This is a genomic window from Kluyvera sp. EC_51, assembly GCF_019584505.1.
Classification (GTDB): Bacteria; Pseudomonadota; Gammaproteobacteria; order Enterobacterales; family Enterobacteriaceae; genus Kluyvera; species Kluyvera sichuanensis.
This window is the reverse complement of the sequence record NZ_VDAG01000006.1, coordinates 323,561-342,082: the sequence shown is the minus strand read 5'-3', so window position 1 is coordinate 342,082 and position 18,522 is coordinate 323,561. Positions and strand designations below refer to the sequence as shown.

Below are 18,522 nucleotides of genomic sequence, written 5' to 3'. Positions count from 1 at the left end.
ATGATGCGACTATAACTTCCGCTATTTATGCGCCCTATATCGATGTTTCATTTCTGCAATGACGATCACACAACTCGCAGTTGTCAGTGGTTTTATCATCACTCAAAGCGTAGCGTATAACAAAATGTAAGAAACCAGTAATACGGTGCAAATCAAGCATTGTAAGCGTTAAAACATGCTGTGCCTTGTAGTTAAAAACGATAAATTGTTACACCTTCACATGAGGTTGATAATGAAAAAGAACACCATTGCCGCACTTATCCTTACGACTCTGGCCGCGGGGCAGTTGATTAGCCTGCAGGCTCATGCGGCTACGCAGCTTAACGTCTGGGAAGACATAAAGAAATCCGCCGGAATTAAGGATGCCATCGCTGATTTCGAAAAACAGTACGACGTTAAGGTCAACGTGCAGGAGATGCCTTACGCGCAGCAGCTGGAAAAGCTGCGTCTTGATGGCCCGGCGGGGATTGGCCCGGACGTACTGGTCATTCCAAACGATCAGCTCGGTGGGGCGGTGGTTCAGGGGCTGCTGACGCCGATTAAGCTCGACCAGAAGCAGATTGATGAGTTTACGCCTGCGTCAATTAATGCTTTTCGTATGGACAACGCTCTGTATGGCGTGCCGAAGGCGGTCGAAACGCTGGTGCTGATTTACAACAAAGAGTTAATCGACAAGCCGTTAGCCAGCCTGCCGGAATGGTATGACTTCTCCAAAGCTCAGCGCGCGCAGAACAAGTACGGGCTGCTCGCCAAGTTCGACCAGATTTACTACAGCTGGGGGGCGATTGGCCCGATGGGCGGCTACATCTTTGGCGATAACGGCAAAGGTGGTTACAACGCTCAGGACGTTGGCCTGAACAAGCCGGGTGCGGTAGAAGCGGTCACTTATCTGAAGAAATTCTATGCCGATAAGATCTTCCCGGCGGGGATTATCGGTGACAACGGGCTGAATGCTATCGACTCGCTGTTCACCGAGAAGAAAGCCGCGGCGGTGATCAACGGGCCATGGGCCTTCCAGCCGTATGAAGCGGCGGGCATCAACTACGGCGTGGCGCCGTTGCCAAACCTGCCGGACGGCAAACCGATGAGCTCCTTCCTTGGCGTGAAGGGCTACGTGGTGTCGACCTGGAGCAAAGATAAAGCGATGGCGCAGAAGTTCATCGAATTTATCAACCAGCCGCAGTATGTGAAAACGCGCTATATCGCGACGCGTGAAATCCCGCCGCAGAAGGCGATGATTGACGATCCGATTATCAAGAACGACGAGAAAGCCAGCGCCGTTGCGGTGCAGGCCGCCCGCGCCACGGCGATGCCGGGGATCCCAGAGATGGGCGAAGTGTGGGGCCCTGCCAACGCTGCGCTTGAACTGAGCCTGACCGGTAAGCAAGAGCCGAAGGCCGCGCTCGATAACGCCGAAAAACAGATCAAAATGCAGATCGAAGCCATGCAGGCGAGTAACCAGTAAGCACTGACGTCACGGACGGGAGGGGGACCTCCCGTTTTCAGAAGGAGCCGTGTGTGATTATCAATCCCAGCGAAAATGTAAACAGAGCACAGGGGGCCGGACGCCATGCGTGGTGCGGCCTGCTGTTGGCCATTGTGCCTGGCTTTGGCCAGTTTTATCACCGCCAGTGGCTGAAGGGACTTATCTTCCTGGTGCTGCTTAGCAGCTTTATGGGCGTGTTTTACGACTTCCTGAGCGAAGGACTGTGGGGGCTGTACACGCTGGGAGAAGAGGTCCCGCGCGATAACTCTATCTTCCTGTTAGCCGAAGGGATCATCAGCGTGCTGATTATCGGCTTTGGCGTCACGATTTATTATCTCTCCCTGCGCGATGCGTGGGCGAACGGTAAGAAGCGTGATGAGGGCCAGCAGCTGAACAGCGTGCGTAAACAGTATCAGATGCTGCTGAGCGATGGCTTTCCCTATTTAATGATCACCCCTGGATTCATCCTGCTGGTGTTCGTGGTGATTTTCCCGATTCTGTTTGGGTTCTCTATCGCCTTTACCAACTACAACCTTTACCACACCCCTCCGGCGAAGCTGGTGGACTGGGTTGGGCTGAAGAACTTCGTCAATATTTTCACGCTCTCCATCTGGCGCTCGACCTTCTTCGACGTGCTGCAGTGGACGGTGGTCTGGACGCTGCTGGCCACCACGCTGCAGTGCACTGTGGGCGTGCTGCTGGCGATTCTGGTGAACCAGAAAGATCTGCGCTTTAAACCGCTGATCCGCACTATCTTCATTCTGCCATGGGCGGTGCCGGGTTTTGTCACCATTCTGGTATTTGCCGGGATGTTCAACGACTCGTTTGGCGTCATTAACAATGCCATTCTGTCGTTCTTTGGGATCAGCCCAAAAGCGTGGATGACTGACCCATTCTGGACCAAAACCGCGCTGATTATGATGCAGACCTGGCTTGGTTTCCCGTTTGTGTTTGCGATGACCACGGGGGTATTGCAGGCGATTCCTGACGATCTCTACGAGGCGGCAACGATGGACGGTGCCAGCACGACGACCAAGCTACGCACGATTACGCTGCCGCTGGTGCTCTACTCGATTGCGCCCATCATCATCACGCAATACACCTTCAACTTTAATAACTTCAACATCATCTACCTGTTTAACAACGGTGGGCCGGCGGTGGCCGGGTCGAACGCGGGCGGTACGGATATTCTGGTGTCGTGGATCTATAAACTGACCATGTCCTCTTCCCAGTACGCCATTGCGGCGACCATTACCATCCTGCTGTCGATTTTTGTCGTCGGTCTGGCGCTGTGGCAGTTCCGCGCCACGAAATCTTTCAAAAACGACGATATGGCGTAAGGGTATCACATGGCTAAATCACAAAGTATTAAGCGTGAAAAATGGGTGCGGCTGTCGCTCTCCTGGCTGGTTATCGTGCTGGTTTCCACCATCATTATTTACCCACTGATCTGGACCATTGGCGCGTCGCTCAACGCCGGGAATAGCCTGCTGAGTACGTCGATTATTCCGGAAAACCTGTCGTTCCAGCACTACGCCGACCTGTTTAACGGCCAGGTGAACTACATGACCTGGTACTGGAACTCGATGAAAATCAGCTTCCTGACCATGGTGCTAACGCTGATTAGCGTCAGCTTTACCGCCTATGCGTTTTCACGCTTTCGTTTTAAAGGGCGTCAGAATGGGCTGATGCTGTTTTTACTGCTGCAGATGATCCCGCAGTTTTCTGCGCTGATTGCTATTTTCGTGCTCTCCCAGCTGCTGGGATTGATCAATAGCCACTTCGCGTTGGTGCTGATCTACGTGGCAGGGATGATCCCGATGAATACCTATCTGATGAAGGGCTATCTCGACGCGATCCCTAAAGATCTCGATGAGTCCGCCCGCATGGACGGGGCCAGCAACTTCCGCATCTTCATTGAAATCATCATGCCGCTGTCGAAGCCGATTGTGGCGGTGGTGGCGCTGTTCTCCTTCACCGGCCCGCTGGGGGATTTCATTCTCTCCAGCACCATCCTGCGTACGCCGGATAAATACACGCTGCCTATCGGGTTGTACAACCTGGTGGCGCAAAAAATGGGCGCCAGCTACACCACCTACGCGGCAGGAGCCGTACTGATTGCCGTACCGGTGGCGATTCTCTATCTGGCATTACAGAAATACTTCGTGTCCGGCCTGACCTCCGGCAGCACCAAAGGATAACCACATGAAAAGATTTGCACCCGCTCTGCTTGCTGTTTGTCTCTCCTGTAGTTTTTCCGCCTCTTCGCTGGCGGCCGAGACGCTGCAAACGAAGCCGTTTAACGCCATGCCAGCGGATTTTATTAAAGGGGCCGATATCTCGACGCTGCTGGATGCTGAGAAGCACGGCGCCCGTTTCTACAACGAACAAAATCAACCGCAGGACGCGCTGGCGATTCTCAAAGCCAACGGCGTGAACTATGTTCGTCTGCGCCTGTGGGTTGACCCGAAAGATGCCGACGGTAAGGCGTACGGCGGCGGTGATAACGATCTTGCCAGCACGCTGGCGCTGGCGAAGCGGGCAAAAGCGCAGGGCATGAAGTTGCTGCTGGACTTCCACTACAGCGATTTTTGGACTGACCCTGGCAAACAGTACAAACCCAAAGCGTGGGAGAAGATGGATTACCCGCAGCTGAAAACCGTGATTCACGACTATACCCGTGACACCATCGCCCGCTTCAAACAGGAGGGTGTGCTGCCGGATATGGTGCAGATTGGCAACGAAATTAACGGCGGGATTCTCTGGCCGGAAGGCAAAAGCTGGGGGCAGGGCGGCGGTGAGTTTGACCGTTTAGCCGGCCTGCTGAATGCGGCGATTTCCGGGCTGAAAGAGAATCTGAAGGGCGGGGAGCAGGTGAAAATTATGCTCCATCTGGCCGAAGGCACCAAAAATGACACCTTCCGCTGGTGGTTTGATGAAATCAGCAAACGCAATGTGCCGTATGACGTGATTGGCCTGTCGATGTACACCTACTGGAACGGCCCTATCAGCGCGCTGAAGGCCAACATGGATGACATCAGCAAACGCTACAACAAAGATGTCATTGTGGTCGAAGCCGCTTATGGCTACACGCTGGAAAACTGCGATAACGCGGAAAACAGCTTCCAGGCGAAAGAAGAGAAAGACGGCGGCTATCCGGGCACGGTTCAGGGGCAATATAACTATATTCATGACTTAATGCAGGCCGTTATTGATGTTCCGGACCATCGTGGCAAAGGGATATTTTATTGGGAACCGACCTGGATTGCTGTTCCGGGAAATACCTGGGCCACGAAAGCGGGCATGAAATATATCCATGACGAATGGAAAGAAGGTAATGCCCGCGAGAATCAGGCCTTATTTGACTGCAAAGGAAAAGTCCTGCCGTCGGTAAAAGTATTTAATTAATTAGCAACACTCTTTTTCAGGATTTTATTATGCAAAAATTTCCGCCTTTGAGCCCAAAGGTTAATGCGTTATTGCATGGCGCAGATTATAACCCGGAACAGTGGGAGAATTATCCCGGTATTATCGACCAGGATATTACGATGATGCAGCAGGCAAATTGTAATGTCATGTCGGTGGGGATATTTAGCTGGGCCAAACTTGAACCGCAAGAGGGCGTATTTGAGTTCGGCTGGCTGGATGAGGTTATCGATAAACTGTATGCCGCGGGGATCCACGTCTTTTTAGCGACGCCGAGCGGCGCGCGGCCTGCATGGATGTCAAAAGCCTACCCGGAAGTGCTGCGCGTAGGGCGCGATCGGGTGCCTGCACTGCACGGTGGCCGACATAACCACTGCATGACCTCGCCGGTTTACCGTGAAAAAACGCTGAAAATCAACACGCTGTTGGCGGAGCGTTATTCACAGCACCCGGCGGTGCTGGGCTGGCATATCTCTAACGAATACGGCGGTGAATGCCATTGCCCACGCTGCCAGGTGAAGTTCCGCGACTGGCTGAAGGCGCGCTACAAGACGCTGGATAACCTGAACCATGCCTGGTGGAGCACTTTCTGGAGCCACACTTACACCGACTGGCAGCAGATTGAGTCGCCGTCGCCGCAGGGTGAAGTCTCAATTCATGGTCTGAATCTTGACTGGCGGCGCTTTAACACCGCGCAGGTGACCGAATTTTGTCGTCATGAAATCGCGCCATTAAAGGCGGTGAACCCGGATCTGCCGGTGACCACCAACTTTATGGAGTATTTCTACGACTACGATTATTCACAGCTCGCCGAACCGCTGGACTTTATCTCCTGGGATAGCTACCCGATGTGGCATCGCGATAAAGACGAGACCACGCTGGCCTGCTATACCGCGATGTACCACGACATGATGCGCACCCTGAAGGGCGGCAAGCCGTTCGTGCTGATGGAGTCGACGCCGAGCGTGACGAACTGGCAGCCGACCAGCAAGCTGAAAAAACCGGGCATGCACATTCTCTCTTCGCTGCAGGCGGTGGCCCACGGTGCGGATTCGGTGCAGTACTTCCAGTGGCGTAAGAGTCGCGGTTCGGTGGAGAAATTCCACGGCGCGATTATTGACCACGTGGGGCATCTTGATACCCGCGTGGGCCGCGAGGTCAGCAAGCTGGGGAGTATTCTGAGCCAGTTGCCGGGCGTTGTCGGTTGTCGCACTGATGCGAAGGTCGCCATTATCTTTGACCAGCAGAGCCGCTGGGCGATGGATGATGCGCAGGGGCCGCGCAACAAGGGCATGGAGTATGAGCAGACGGTGAATGAGCACTACCGTCCGTTCTGGGAGCAGGGGGTTGCGGTCGATGTCATTGATGCTGACGGTGATCTGAGCGCCTATCAGCTGGTGATTGCACCGATGCTGTATATGGTGCGCGACGGTTTTGCCGAGCGTGCCGAAGCCTTTGTCGCGAACGGTGGCCATCTGGTGACCACCTACTGGACGGGGATCGTGAATGAGAGCGATCTGTGCCACCTCGGCGGTTTCCCTGGCCCGTTGCGTAAGCTGTTGGGTATCTGGGCGGAAGAGATTGATTGCCTCGACGACGGCGAACGTAATCAGATTCAGGGGCTGGCGGGGAATATGGCCGGGCTGCAGGGGCCATACCAGGTGCGACACCTGTGCGAGCTGATTCACACCGAGACGGCGCAGGCGTTGGCCTCCTATCGTGATGATTTCTACGCAGGTCGCCCGGCGGTGACGGTGAATAGCGTTGGTAAGGGGAAAGCGTGGCATATTGCGTCTCGCAACGATCTGGCCTTCCAGCGTGATTTCTTCACTTCACTGATGGATGACCTGGCGCTGCCGCGAGCGGTGGCAAGCGACTTCCCGCCGGGGGTGGTCGCGACGGCGCGAACCGACGGTGAAAGCGCCTTTGTCTTTGTGCAGAACTTTACCGCGCAGACGCAGACTATCTCGCTGCCGGAAGGTTATGAACTTGCCGCTACGGGTGCCGATGCCAGCGGTGCACAGGTGCTTCAGCCCTGGGACTGCCGTATCGTTCGCCGTAAAGCTTAATCCGCTGTAATCCATAGCCTGCTCAACCGAGCAGGCTTTTTTACCTCTGTAGATAATTAAGGAGCGTCGAAGATGGTCAGCCTTAAATCTTTCCTGCACTACTTCTCCCAACCCAAGCCATCGGTGCCGTTAAGCGAGGGGGAGCAGCAGCAAATTCAGCGTCTGATTAGCGCCTTTGGCGGTCAGAATAATATTGAGAATGTCGATGCCTGTATTACCCGCCTGCGCGTCACGGTAAAAGATTTGGCAGTGGTTGATTCTCAGGCGTTACAGAATGAAGGTGCGCTGGGGGTGATTATTCTGGGGCAGCAGGTACACGCGATATTTGGCAAACAGTCTGATACGTTACGCCAGTTATTAGATGAGCATTTCGCTGGAAATAATTAACGGTACGGTCTGTTGTATTAATAACCCCGGTTTGATGCTGGGGTTTTTATCGCCTGAAATATAAAAAAAAGGATAACCCAATAATAGCGTTATCCCAAAGGCCAGATGATAGAAACAATGATGGAGTGGCAAATAGTAAAATTGTTGCCAATAACAGAAGATAGAATTAATGCAAAAATAATGACTCAGTCAGATAAACACATTACCACCAGGCTTCCACCTGCACACCGAAGTTCCAGGTATCGCTGGCAGTACCATCGTTAAACGCATTGCCCTGCTCAGAATCATTCAGATAAGAGGCAAATACGCGCAGTTCCGGACGAGACATAAAGTCTGGGCCGTCCGCCAGGCCTAATGCGATGGTGTATTTCTCGCCGCTCTGCTTATAGCTGGTGCCGTTGGTGTAAGAATCTTTCTGGTAGAAACCACCCACTTCACCGATCAAGCGTACGTACTCGGTGAACTGATACTGCGCACGACCAACCAGTGACACCAGACGTGATTTATCGGTGTATTCGGTGGTGTCATCCGCTGAACCATAAGTCAGCACATGGTTTAAGGAGAACTTGTCGGTAATCGGAATCAGGCCGGTGTTGATAACGCGGTAACCGGTGGCATCGTTGACGTTGTTCCACATGTCGTACCAACCGCCGCCCTGGGAGACCATGTTCTGCGCCAGGCCCTTATTCGCATACTGCAGCACCAGTTTGTTGTAGCCGCCGAACATATCCTGGCTGATTTCGCCGGTCAGCATCACGCCGTTGTCGGCATCATACAGGCCACCGTAATCTTTCTGCTTCTTGGTTGGGTTTGGCATGGCGTAGTCGATACCGAACTCAGTCCAGGCACCGCTCCATGGCTTCCAGCCCGCGTAGCGAAGGTCGATGTAGTTGATGTTGACATCGTTATCGCCATCTACGCGATAGTCGACATCGTTGGCGTCGCCGCGGATCCAGGCCAATGACACTGCGCCAGGGCCGACCGTGTAGTTTTCGATCCCGGCGCCGGAGCCGGAAATATTCCAGTATTTAGTATCAATGATGTGCAGATCGTGACGCTGGTAGTAGCGTTTACCGCCCCAAATCACCGCGTTCGGATCGCCTGGTACAAGCCCTTTGATCTGCAGGTTCAACTGGCGTAAACCAAACTGCGCATCGTCGTCTAACGTGGTTTCGTTATCGTTTGATCCATCGGAGACCATGCTGACCATCGAATCGAGGTAGAAGCTGACATCATTTTTCTTATACACCTCAGAACCGAGTTCCAGCTCACCGTAGGTGTCGGCTTCGTTCCCCAGACGACCCAGTTTATTTTTTTGCCATTCCTGCATTCCACCATCGCTAGAAACCCCCACGCCGGAGCGGAGGTAGCCGTGGAAATCAATCGGTACTGACGTTGCTGCCAGCAGTGAAGGTGAAGTCAGCGCAGTAGCCAACGCAATAGAAAGCGTGCGTAGGGTAGTTTTCATTGTTATCCTCATTTTGTTTTGTAGTACGTTCACATAACGTGTGTAATAAAATGCCTAAATGTAAAAACAGGCAAACATTTGATTCGCGATGTGTGATTAACTGCAAATAAATTAGCCATTTCTGACTGGTTGTGTAAGAGGGTTCTTATTGTGTTGGTGTGTGAGCGTATATCTTTTTTGTGTTATCGTATGCCATAAGTCAGGTCGGTAGACGTTTTTTGGGGTGACCCCTGTTACAATCTAGCGATAACAACATAAGGAACCGGACGATGAAGTCTAAAAGCGCAACTTTGGAAGATGTTGCTCGCCATGCGGGCGTCTCCTACCAGACTGTGTCCAGGGTACTCAATAAATCTGCCAATGTATCCGAAGCCACACGCCACAAGGTGGAGAAATCCATTGAGGTCCTCCGCTATGTCCCAAATAGACTGGCACAACAGCTGGTTGGAAAGACCAGTCAGACGCTTGGACTGGTCACCACTTCTCTGGCGCTGCACGCGCCTTCTCAGGTCGCAGCTGCGGTGAAACGCTATGCAAATCTGGAGGGGTATCAGGTACTGATTTCGATGATTGATGAGAGCGTCAATCATAGTATTCAGGATTCAATCAATGAGCTGAAATCGCAGCTGGTCAGCAAAGTGATTATCAACGTGCCGCTGGAGACCGAAACGGCGCAAAAAATCGCGGATGATAATGATGACATCGTCTGTCTTTTCCTCGACGTTGACCCCTACAGCTCCGTGTATAACGTTTCGTTTAACCCAGCGGATGGCACCCGTGCCAGCGTGAAATATTTGTATGAGTCCGGGCATCGTGAGATGGCTATCCTGGCCGGGCCGGTGAGTTCCGTTTCCGCTAATCTGCGCCTGAGGAGCTGGCTGGATACGCTGAACAGTTACGGCCTGAAGCCCGTCACCGTACTTCACGGTAACTGGGATGCGCAAAGTGGCTATGCCTGCGCGCTGCAGATGCTGCGCGAGACGCCAGATTTTTCAGCGGTGCTGGTGGGCAACGATCAGATGGCGCTGGGGGTATTGAGTGCGTTCCATCAGCATCAGGTGGCGATCCCCGGTGAAAAGTCAGTGATTGGCTACGATGACACCTATGAAAGTTCGTTCTTCTATCCGGCATTGACCACCGTCTCGCTTGACCTTGATTTGCAGGGTAAAGAGGCGGTGCGTCGTATTCTGGAGAGTGACGATAACGCCTCGTCGCGCACCTCATCCATTCTTCCGGCTCGCCTGGTCGTTCGCCACTCCACCGGGGCAAAAGTGGAGCAGGGCAAAGATATGCAGGCGATTGCGGAGCAGTTGCGCGCCATCGCGCATCAGCTTAGCCGCTAACCTCTTTGTCCGGAGCGTGTTCTGCGCTCCGGCTATCCCCCTTTAATTTGTAGGGTTGCAAAACTCGATTTCGCGGCGTATCGTAATTGTTATGTTATAACATATTGTGTTGAGGGTCAGATGAAAGCCAATATCCATCCCCATTACCGCACCGTGGTGTTTCATGACACCAGTGCCAACGAGTATTTCAAAGTAGGTTCGACCATAAAAACCGACCGGGAGATTGAGCTGGAAGGTGTGACATATCCGTATGTCACCATTGATGTGTCGTCCAAATCGCACCCGTACTACACCGGGAAACAGAGAACGGCCTCTACCGAGGGTAGCGTGGCGCGCTTCAGCCAGCGTTTTGGCCGCTTTATTGATGTGAAAAGAGGTTCATGATGCAGGTACTTAACTCATTGCGCAGCGCCAAACAGCGCCACCCAGATTGTCAGATAGTGAAACGCAAAGGGCGACTGTACGTTATCTGCAAGTCAAATCCTCGCTTTAAGGCCGTTCAGGGGCGTAAGAAGCGCCGTTAAGCGGACAACTGTCGCAGCGACTCCAGGGTGTGGCGTTGCTTGCCGTCGGCGGTAAAATTGTCGGCGGCAAGCCATTTCTGGAAGGCGGCGTTCAGCGCTGACCACTCACCGTCGATAATTGAAAACCAGTCGGTATCGCGGTTATGACCTTTAATCACCAGCGCCTGGCGAAAATGACCTTCAAACTGGAAACCTAAGCGTAGCGCGGCCTTGCGTGAGGGTTCGTTGAAGCTGTTGCATTTCCACTCATAGCGGCGATAGCCCAGGGTATCGAACGCATAGCGCATCAGCAGCCATTGGGCTTCCGTAGACGCGGGTGTTCTGCTTAACAGCGGTGAGAAGTGGACGTGGCCGACTTCCATTACCCCATTATTCGGGTCGATGCGCATTAATGCCAGCGAACCGACCGGCAGATTGGTTTGCCTGTCGATGACCGCAAAATGAACCGGATCCTGCAGGTTTTCCACGCTCGCTACCCACTGACGATATTCCTCTACCGAACTTTCCGGCTCGCGCAGCAGCCACGTCCAGTTACGGGTATCCGTTGCCTGCTGGTGGGCGGCAAACAGCGCATCGGCGTGCACAAGGCTCAGCGGTTCAAGGCGGCAAAACTCCCCTTCCAGCACCACGCGCTCAGGACGTGGACGTGGCTGCCAGTCCGGCAGGGCATCGCCAATTAACTGACCAAATTGATTAAGCTGACTCATAACCTCTCCTTGGGGGAAATAAACAATACGCTGAGCGTAGGGGTTTACTGGTTCCATAAGAAGTGCCACCAGGTTATCTTTTGATGGTACCACGAGGAGCTGAGATGAATATTCCTGACGATCCCTTTTTTGCCCTGCTTTCCCGCGCGCTGCAGTCGCGTGGAACAGAGACGCTTCAGCGCAGCCTGTATGCTGCGCTGCGAGAGGCCATTATGCAGGGGCAACTCCAGGCGCAGAGTTGGCTGCCGGGTTCGCGAGCGATCGCCGAGCGGTTGCAGGTATCGCGTAATACAGTCAATGCTGCGCTGGAGCAGTTGACGATGGAAGGCTACCTGCGGCGAGACCGTCGGGGGTCGCGGGTGGCCGCGCTGCCGCAGCCGGAAAACCACAAGGCGTCGATACCGGCGCCCGTCAAGCTTCCGTCACGGTTACAGCGGGTGCCGCAGGTCATGCCGCGCGATACGCCGCCATTGTTGTTCACCCCCGGCACACCGGCCATTAACTATTTTCCCCTGCCGCTCTGGCGACGATTGCTTGACCGCGTCATGCGTGAAGAGGGGAGCTCGTTGCTTGGCTATGGCGATGCGGCAGGTGAGTGGCCGTTGCGGGTGGCGATAGCCCGCCATCTTGCGTTATCGCGCGGCATCGACTGCGATGCCCGGCAAATTGTCATCACTGAAGGAGCGCTGGAAGGCGTAAATCTGTGCACGCAACTGCTTAGCGAACCGGGACAAACCGCCTGGGTAGAAGAGCCGGGCTATTTTGGAGCCAAAAGCGCATTCCTGGCGGCGGGGTTAGCGCTGGAAACGGTACCGGTGGATGAAGAAGGTATGCAGATTGCCGTCAATCTGCCGCCACCGACGATGATCTTTACCTCTCCCTCTCACCAGTATCCCATTGGCAGCGTGCTCAGCGCGACGCGGCGTCTTGCGCTGCTGGACTATGCCCGTCAGCATGGGGCGTGGATCGTTGAGGATGACTACGACAGTGAATTTCGCTTCAGCGGCGAGCCGATTCCGGCTATGCGCGGCATGGTCGATAACGCCCCAGTGGTCTACCTGGGGACTTTCAGTAAGACGCTGTTCCCGTCGCTGCGCATTGGGTTTATGGTGCTGCCATCAATGCTGGTTGAGGTGGCGCAGCCTGCCATACGTGCGCTATTGCGCGGTGGACACCGTGCCGAGCAGCGTGCGCTGGCCTGTTTTATTGAAGAGGGGCACTATGCGCGCCATCTGGCGGCGATGCGTCGTCTTTATCGTAAACGCCAGGCGCAGCTGCATGATGCGTTGGAGCAGGAACTGACCGTTCCGCATCAACTGATGGCAGGAGAAGGGGGGCTACATATGACGGTAGCTATTGACGGGATTGATGACGTGGCTCTGATGCGTCAGGCGCGGCTGCATCAGATGGCGCCCAGTGCGCTCAGCAGCTTTTATCTTAACCGCCAACAGGCGCAAACCGGGCTGGTGCTGGGCTATGGCAATACGTCCGCATCGCAGTTTACGACGGCGATACGGACGTTACAGCGGCTTATTCTGCCGCTTCGGCGCGGGCAAGGGTGAAGACATCGTAGAACGACAGTTCGCCCTTGGTGGAGACCATTTTCTGTAGTTGGGCCTTCGCCTGGCCGTCTACGCGGGCGGAGTTCAGGATCCGCTCGACCAGCTGTTTGGGGACAAAGCGGGTGTTGTACCACTCGCCGTTGTAGCAGACGCGGAAATCCAGGACGTCGATATCTTCATAGCGGTAGCGCGGATAGACGTCGAAAAAGAAGAAGCCGTTCAGCAGCGCAAACAGCAGCCATAGCAGCCAGACGGTATCGGCCAGGGTTTCAGAGCGCATCATCACTACGAGCGTTGCGAAGAACGCAAGGTACATGGCGATGAATAGACCTGGGTGGTTGCGGATAAAGCTAATGCTAAAGCGCGGCCGGTTGTCGCGCTTTTCAGTCACGTTTAGTTCATCAATGGTTTGCGTGAGTAATCGCTGGATCTCTGACATCTTTTGCTCGGCAACGAAGGGCGGAATAGCCTATTGTATGTTGCGTCAATCAATACAGAAAGTAACAGATCGGTTGCAAAAAAGCATAACAGTCCGTGTCTGTTATCAGGCTAACATTTTGATGACGTTAGCGGGATTACCACCGACGACGGCATTTGCTGGCACATCTTTAACCACAACTGCACCAGAAGCTATAACCGCGTTATCACCAATGGTCACGCCGGGATTAATCACCGCTCGTCCACCAATCCACACATTATGACCAATCGTCACCGGTTTGCCATATTCAATGCCGCTGTTGCGTTCGGTCGCATCAAGCGGATGGGTGGCGGTGTAGATATGGACGCCAGGGGCCAGCATACAGTTATCGCCGATATAAATTGGGCAGACATCGAGCATCACGCAGTCGAAATTCGCGTAGAAGTTGGTACCGAGATGGATATTGTAGCCGTAGTCGCAGCGGAATGTCGGTTCGATATAGGCATCATGGGGTTTGCCTAATAGCTCCGTCAACAACGCTGCCCGTTCAGATTTCTCGTCCGGCTCGGTATGGTTATACCGATGGATAAGGTGCCGGGCGTGTAGCCGGTCCATTCTCAGCGTGTCATCAGCCGGGCGATAATATTCACCCGCAATCATCTTACGTTTTTCTTCACTCATAGGGCCTCCTGTACGGGAAGCCATCACCATAAAAGGGGAACAGATATTTGGGAACGTTCCCGATTCATCGTTGTGATACAAATCACAGAGATTCGACAAAATACACGGAGTGGGATACGTGCCTGTAAATGAATAAAAATTAACGAATATACTTCCAGACGGTTGAAGGAATTTTGTCGTACAGTTTATTCATGGTCAATTCAGCCAGACGATGATCGGCCGCTGAGTAAAATACCGCCAGTTCGTTATCGGACAGTTCATATTTATTTTTTTCAATGACACGTTCTAACGTATCAATTGACTGACAGCGTCGTAGACGCATCAAATAATCAGTTTTAGTTAATGGTTTATCAGACATAATTCACCCATTGATTGTAATAATTTTAACAAGAGAGGCTAACAGGGTTAGCTCGGCTAGCGTTGACGAAACAGCGGAAAAGTTTGTTCCCTGACTTACGCCATTTTTGCAGGTCGCTGCTATTAATGCCGTAGTTACCGAACAACATGAAAGTATCATCCAGATATTCGTCGATCTGCGCAATCAGTTTATTATCTTCGTCGTACTTAATTTTATAATTAAGTGCAAACGTTGCAATATGTTCAATCAGCTCATTAAGCTGCAGGTTAACCGCCGAGGTAGGGTCATTCACCCAACCATGGTTGCTCTCTTCAAGCGTGACAAGACAGTCATGATACAGGGTTTCACAAAGAAACTTAAGCTGTGCGATATCGTGTCTTTTTGGTGAGTATTCGTCCATAACGCATCCCCCTGATTGCAGTTCAAACAACGAGTAACAAATACCGGTGTGGGATGGGTACTACTGGTTAACCTGAAACATGCACGTGTTCCCGATCTGCAGTAACTATAATCTACTCCGCAAAAGATTTCACCGAGCTATTACGAAAAATTACAATTAAGTCTCAAATGGTTAGTTTTTTTATAAACAATGACCGGGCAGGGCGGGCATAGACCCCGCGATATCATACTTTCGCATGATAAAGATAACATTCATAGACTTAGACCGTTGGTGCTGCGATGTCGTTCGATTAAATATTATAGGATTATTCTTAATTTGTTTCTGTCGTCGGGGGAGCTACAGATTATTCAAAATGAATTAAAGACAAATCTCAATAAAGCGAGATAGGAGAGGGGACTATATTTTAATATATAGGGTAACCACAATATCTATTTTTTTTATGATTGATTAAAAAATAGACACTCGTGCTGCTGGCGTAAGGATAAAAAAAGGGCCGCAATAGCGGCCCTTTCGATAGCATAGCTTTAGTGATGCTCTACTTTATGGCTGTGCTCGAGGTCTTCGTTTTTACGGCTGAAACGACGACGTACAACCACGAAGAACACCGGTACGAAGAAGATAGCCAGAACGGTTGCTGTCACCATCCCGCCCATTACGCCGGTACCAACGGCGTTCTGCGCACCGGAGCCTGCACCAGAGCTGATAACCAGCGGCATGACACCGAGGATAAACGCCAGCGAGGTCATCAGGATTGGGCGCAGACGCATACGTACGGCTTCCAGCGTCGCTTCAATCAGCCCTTTGCCTTCTTTATCCATCAGGTCTTTGGCGAATTCAACGATCAGTATCGCGTTCTTCGCCGACAGGCCAATGGTGGTCAACAGGCCCACCTGGAAGTAAACGTCGTTAGTTAACCCGCGAAGCGTTGCTGCCAACAGCGCACCAACCACCCCCAGTGGAACAACCAGCATAACCGAGAACGGAATAGACCAGCTCTCATACAACGCTGCCAGACACAGGAAGACGACAATCAGCGAGATGGCGTACAGGGCAGGGGCCTGGTTACCAGACAGACGTTCCTGGTAGGACATCCCCGTCCAGTCGTAGCCGATACCCGCAGGCAGTTTACCCGCCAGCTCTTCCATCAGGTTCATGGCTTCACCGGTACTCTTACCTTCAGCCGCCTGACCCAGAATTTCCATGGATGGCAGACCGTTGTAACGTTCCAGACGCGGTGAACCGTATTCCCAACGTGAGGTAGAGAAGGCGGAGAACGGCACCATCTGACCATCGCTACCGCGAACGTACCATTTGCCAATATCTTCCGGCAGCATACGGTATTTCGCTTCGGACATCAGGTACACCTTCTTCACACGACCGCGGTCGATGAAGTCGTTGACGTAGCTACCGCCCCAGGCCGTGCCGAGAGTGGTATTGATGTCGCTGATGGAAACGCCCAGCGCCTGCGCTTTTTCCTGATCGATATCGATCTTGAACTGCGGCGTATCTTCTAGGCCGTTAGGACGCACGCCGGTCAGCACGTCAGGGTGCTGGGCAATCATCCCGAACAGCTGGTTACGCGCCTGGGTCAGTTTTTCGTGGCCCAGACCCGCCTGGTCGATCAGCTGGAAGTCGAAGCCGGTAGCGGTACCCAGTTCTACGATAGCTGGCAGGTTAAAGGCGAACACCATCGCATCTTTAATCGTCGAGAAGTAGCCCATCGCACGGCCGGTAATCGCTTCAACTTTGTTCTCTGCGCCCGGACGTTCACTCCAGTCTTTCAGCGACACGAAGGCGATACCGGTGTTCTGGCCGCGACCCGCGAAGCCGAAGCCGTTTACGGCAAAGACGGATTCAACGTTGTTCTTCTCTTTGGTGAGATAGTAATTGGTCATCTCATCCAGCACTTTCTGCGTACGTTCCTGGGTCGCACCGGCAGGCAGCTGCGCCATGCTCAGGAATACGCCCTGGTCTTCGTCTGGCAGGAAGGAGCTTGGCAGACGCACGAACAGGTATGCCATGCCAACCACGATGATCAGATACAGCAGCAGGTAACGACCGGTGCTGCGCAGGATGTTGCCTACGCTATCGGTGTAATGGTGCGTGCTCTTCTCGAACATGTTGTTGAACCAACCGAAGAAGCCTTTGGTAGAACCGTGGCTGCCTTTGGCGATTGGCTTCAGCATCGTGGCACACAGTGCCGGCGTCAGGATCAACGCCACCAGTACCGACAGCGCCATCGCGGAAACGATAGTGATGGAGAACTGGCGATAGATTGCCCCGGTGGAACCACCGAAGAAGGCCATCGGGATAAATACCGCTGACAGCACCATCGCGATACCCACCAGTGCGCCCTGAATCTGGCCCATGGATTTACGCGTTGCTTCTTTCGGCGGCAGCCCCTCTTCGGCCATCACACGCTCGACGTTCTCGACCACCACGATGGCGTCATCCACCAGAAGGCCGATGGCGAGCACCATCCCGAACATCGTTAGGGTGTTTATCGAGAAGCCAAACGCGGCAAGTACCGCAAAGGTCCCGAGCAGTACCACCGGCACCGCGATAGTTGGGATCAGCGTTGCACGGAAGTTCTGCAGGAACAGATACATCACCAGGAACACCAGGATGATCGCCTCGACCAGCGTTTTCACCACTTCGTGAATTGAGATCTTAACGAACGGGGTGGTGTCGTATGGGTAAACGATTTTCAGGCCTGACGGGAAGAACGGCTCCATTTTCGCCAGTTCAGCGCGAATCGCGTTCGCGGTGTCCAGGGCGTTTGCGCCGGTCGCCAGTTTAATACCCAGACCGGAAGCTGGCTGGCCGTTAAACTTCGCTACCACGTCATAGCTTTCGCCGCCGAGCTCAATTTTCGCCACGTCGCGCAGGCGAACCTGCGAACCGTCCTGGTTAACCTTCAGCAGAATGTTGCCAAACTCTTCGGTATTCGTCAGACGGGTCTGCGCCACGATAGAGGCGTTCAACTGCTGGCCAGGTACAGGCGGCGTACCACCTAATTGGCCTGCCGCCACCTGGGCGTTCTGTGCTTTCAGCGCGCTAATAACATCCACTGGCGTCAACTGGAAGTTATTCAGTTTGTTCGGGTCCATCCAGATACGCATCGCGTACTGGGAACCGAACAGCTGAACGTCGCCCACGCCGCTAGTACGGCTGATGGCGTCCTTCATGTTGGCCGCAACGTAGTCGGAAATATCGTCCTGGTTCATGGTGCCGTTGGTGTTGATAACACCAACAACCATCAGGAAGCTGCTGGAGGCTTTTTCAACGCTGATGCCCTGCTGCTGAACTTCCTGCGGCAGAAGCGGCGTCGCCAGAGCGAGCTTGTTCTGTACCTGTACCTGAGCGATGTCCGGATCGGTACCGGATTCGAAGGTCAGGGTAATGGTTGCGGTACCGGTGGAGTCGCCGTTGGAGGACATGTACATCAGGTGATCGATACCGTTCATGTTCTGTTCGATAACCTGAGTGACCGTGTTCTGCACCGTTTCGGCGTCAGCACCGGGATACATGGCCGTGATCGAAATCGCAGGCGGCGCAATCGTTGGATATTGCGCTACCGGCAATTTGAGGATCGATAGCCCCCCAGCCAGCATGATAATAATGGCGATCACCCACGCAAATATGGGGCGATCGATAAAGAAATTAGGCATGTCTTAACGGCTCCTGTTTAAG

The 18,522-nt window shown here is 53.4% G+C and carries 17 protein-coding genes; 10 read left to right on the top strand and 7 right to left on the bottom strand.

The genetic code is table 11. The features are described 5' to 3' along the window. Positions 1-232 precede the first annotated feature (232 nt). The 6 genes from FHC49_RS03120 to FHC49_RS03095 all read left to right on the top strand — a co-directional run bounded on the left by FHC49_RS03120 (position 233) and on the right by FHC49_RS03095 (position 7,368). Complete coding sequence (locus FHC49_RS03120) at positions 233-1,465, top strand: extracellular solute-binding protein (RefSeq protein WP_185667119.1); 1,233 nt, start codon at positions 233-235, stop codon at positions 1,463-1,465. Between the two features lie 53 nt (positions 1,466-1,518). Continuing rightward, entirely contained in the window at positions 1,519-2,826 is a 1,308-nt protein-coding gene (locus tag FHC49_RS03115) for a carbohydrate ABC transporter permease (protein ID WP_185667118.1), read from the top strand. Between the two features lie 9 nt (positions 2,827-2,835). Then, positions 2,836-3,687 carry a sugar ABC transporter permease gene (locus FHC49_RS03110; RefSeq protein ID WP_035891868.1) on the top strand — a complete coding sequence of 284 codons (852 nt, stop codon included), beginning with the start codon at positions 2,836-2,838 and terminating at the stop codon, positions 3,685-3,687. A gap of 4 nt (positions 3,688-3,691) precedes the next feature. After that, the gene (locus FHC49_RS03105; protein WP_220438639.1) at positions 3,692-4,894 is read left to right on the top strand and encodes an arabinogalactan endo-beta-1,4-galactanase; all 1,203 of its coding nucleotides are present in this window, start codon (positions 3,692-3,694) and stop codon (positions 4,892-4,894) included. A gap of 29 nt (positions 4,895-4,923) precedes the next feature. Further along, entirely contained in the window at positions 4,924-6,981 is a 2,058-nt protein-coding gene (locus FHC49_RS03100; protein ID WP_220438638.1) for a beta-galactosidase, read from the top strand. A 72-nt stretch (positions 6,982-7,053) separates the two neighbouring features. After that, a complete protein-coding gene (locus FHC49_RS03095) occupies positions 7,054-7,368 on the top strand; it encodes a glucose PTS transporter subunit EIIB (RefSeq protein ID WP_220438636.1) in 315 nt (104 codons plus the stop codon). Positions 7,369-7,570: 202 nt separating this feature from the next. Here the strand turns inward: FHC49_RS03095 and FHC49_RS03090 are convergent, their stop codons facing one another. After that, positions 7,571-8,836: a maltoporin gene (locus FHC49_RS03090; protein WP_185667114.1), complete on the bottom strand. Its 1,266-nt coding sequence runs from the start codon at positions 8,834-8,836 to the stop codon at positions 7,571-7,573. Between the two features lie 269 nt (positions 8,837-9,105). Here FHC49_RS03090 and FHC49_RS03085 point away from each other — a divergent pair, with 269 nt between their 5' ends. From FHC49_RS03085 to ykgO, 3 genes are all read left to right on the top strand, one after another. Then, on the top strand, positions 9,106-10,179 hold the full coding sequence (locus FHC49_RS03085; RefSeq protein ID WP_220438627.1) for a LacI family DNA-binding transcriptional regulator: 1,074 nt from the start codon (positions 9,106-9,108) through the stop codon (positions 10,177-10,179). 120 nt (positions 10,180-10,299) lie between these two features. Next, positions 10,300-10,563, top strand: a complete 264-nt coding sequence (locus FHC49_RS03080; protein WP_035891863.1) for a type B 50S ribosomal protein L31 — start codon at positions 10,300-10,302, stop codon at positions 10,561-10,563. After that, entirely contained in the window at positions 10,563-10,703 is a 141-nt protein-coding gene (ykgO, locus tag FHC49_RS03075) for a type B 50S ribosomal protein L36 (RefSeq protein ID WP_003859006.1), read from the top strand. The genes FHC49_RS03080 and ykgO overlap by 1 nt, the downstream gene beginning before the upstream one ends. Here the strand turns inward: ykgO and FHC49_RS03070 are convergent. Continuing rightward, on the bottom strand, positions 10,700-11,410 hold the full coding sequence (locus tag FHC49_RS03070; protein ID WP_220438625.1) for a GNAT family N-acetyltransferase: 711 nt from the start codon (positions 11,408-11,410) through the stop codon (positions 10,700-10,702). The two genes, ykgO and FHC49_RS03070, sit on opposite strands and share 4 nt — an antisense overlap. A gap of 104 nt (positions 11,411-11,514) precedes the next feature. On the opposite strand from FHC49_RS03070, the gene FHC49_RS03065 reads away from it, so the two are divergent. After that, positions 11,515-12,972 carry a PLP-dependent aminotransferase family protein gene (locus tag FHC49_RS03065; protein WP_220438623.1) on the top strand — a complete coding sequence of 486 codons (1,458 nt, stop codon included), beginning with the start codon at positions 11,515-11,517 and terminating at the stop codon, positions 12,970-12,972. Here the strand turns inward: FHC49_RS03065 and FHC49_RS03060 are convergent. The 5 genes from FHC49_RS03060 to acrB all read right to left on the bottom strand — a co-directional run bounded on the left by FHC49_RS03060 (position 12,941) and on the right by acrB (position 18,500). Continuing rightward, complete coding sequence (locus FHC49_RS03060) at positions 12,941-13,411, bottom strand: YlaC family protein (RefSeq protein ID WP_185667110.1); 471 nt, start codon at positions 13,409-13,411, stop codon at positions 12,941-12,943. The genes FHC49_RS03065 and FHC49_RS03060 overlap by 32 nt on opposite strands. A 105-nt stretch (positions 13,412-13,516) precedes the next feature. Next, positions 13,517-14,071, bottom strand: a complete 555-nt coding sequence (gene maa, locus FHC49_RS03055) for a maltose O-acetyltransferase (RefSeq protein WP_220438621.1) — start codon at positions 14,069-14,071, stop codon at positions 13,517-13,519. Between the two features lie 139 nt (positions 14,072-14,210). Then, positions 14,211-14,429 (bottom strand): HHA domain-containing protein, encoded by a 219-nt coding sequence (locus FHC49_RS03050; protein ID WP_064547995.1) that lies wholly within the window; start codon positions 14,427-14,429, stop codon positions 14,211-14,213. 25 nt (positions 14,430-14,454) lie between these two features. Further along, the gene (gene tomB / locus FHC49_RS03045; RefSeq protein WP_185667108.1) at positions 14,455-14,829 is read right to left on the bottom strand and encodes an Hha toxicity modulator TomB; all 375 of its coding nucleotides are present in this window, start codon (positions 14,827-14,829) and stop codon (positions 14,455-14,457) included. Positions 14,830-15,353: 524 nt separating this feature from the next. Continuing rightward, on the bottom strand, positions 15,354-18,500 hold the full coding sequence (gene acrB / locus FHC49_RS03040; protein WP_185667107.1) for a multidrug efflux RND transporter permease subunit AcrB: 3,147 nt from the start codon (positions 18,498-18,500) through the stop codon (positions 15,354-15,356). Between the last annotated feature and the right edge of the window lie 22 nt (positions 18,501-18,522).

Excerpts from the sequence above, each read along its gene's own strand:
- FHC49_RS03080 (WP_035891863.1), top strand. The coding sequence starts at position 10,300 with ATGAAAGCCAATATCCATCCCCATTACCGCACCGTGGTGTTTCATGAC.
- FHC49_RS03060 (WP_185667110.1), bottom strand. The coding sequence starts at position 13,411 with ATGTCAGAGATCCAGCGATTACTCACGCAAACCATTGATGAACTAAAC.
- FHC49_RS03105 (WP_220438639.1), top strand. The coding sequence starts at position 3,692 with ATGAAAAGATTTGCACCCGCTCTGCTTGCTGTTTGTCTCTCCTGTAGT.
- FHC49_RS03090 (WP_185667114.1), bottom strand. The coding sequence starts at position 8,836 with ATGAAAACTACCCTACGCACGCTTTCTATTGCGTTGGCTACTGCGCTG.
- FHC49_RS03095 (WP_220438636.1), top strand. The coding sequence starts at position 7,054 with ATGGTCAGCCTTAAATCTTTCCTGCACTACTTCTCCCAACCCAAGCCA.
- tomB (WP_185667108.1), bottom strand. The coding sequence starts at position 14,829 with ATGGACGAATACTCACCAAAAAGACACGATATCGCACAGCTTAAGTTT.
- FHC49_RS03110 (WP_035891868.1), top strand. The coding sequence starts at position 2,836 with ATGGCTAAATCACAAAGTATTAAGCGTGAAAAATGGGTGCGGCTGTCG.
- FHC49_RS03100 (WP_220438638.1), top strand. The coding sequence starts at position 4,924 with ATGCAAAAATTTCCGCCTTTGAGCCCAAAGGTTAATGCGTTATTGCAT.
- maa (WP_220438621.1), bottom strand. The coding sequence starts at position 14,071 with ATGAGTGAAGAAAAACGTAAGATGATTGCGGGTGAATATTATCGCCCG.
- FHC49_RS03065 (WP_220438623.1), top strand. The coding sequence starts at position 11,515 with ATGAATATTCCTGACGATCCCTTTTTTGCCCTGCTTTCCCGCGCGCTG.
- FHC49_RS03050 (WP_064547995.1), bottom strand. The coding sequence starts at position 14,429 with ATGTCTGATAAACCATTAACTAAAACTGATTATTTGATGCGTCTACGA.
- acrB (WP_185667107.1), bottom strand. The coding sequence starts at position 18,500 with ATGCCTAATTTCTTTATCGATCGCCCCATATTTGCGTGGGTGATCGCC.
- FHC49_RS03120 (WP_185667119.1), top strand. The coding sequence starts at position 233 with ATGAAAAAGAACACCATTGCCGCACTTATCCTTACGACTCTGGCCGCG.
- ykgO (WP_003859006.1), top strand. The coding sequence starts at position 10,563 with ATGCAGGTACTTAACTCATTGCGCAGCGCCAAACAGCGCCACCCAGAT.
- FHC49_RS03085 (WP_220438627.1), top strand. The coding sequence starts at position 9,106 with ATGAAGTCTAAAAGCGCAACTTTGGAAGATGTTGCTCGCCATGCGGGC.
- FHC49_RS03070 (WP_220438625.1), bottom strand. The coding sequence starts at position 11,410 with ATGAGTCAGCTTAATCAATTTGGTCAGTTAATTGGCGATGCCCTGCCG.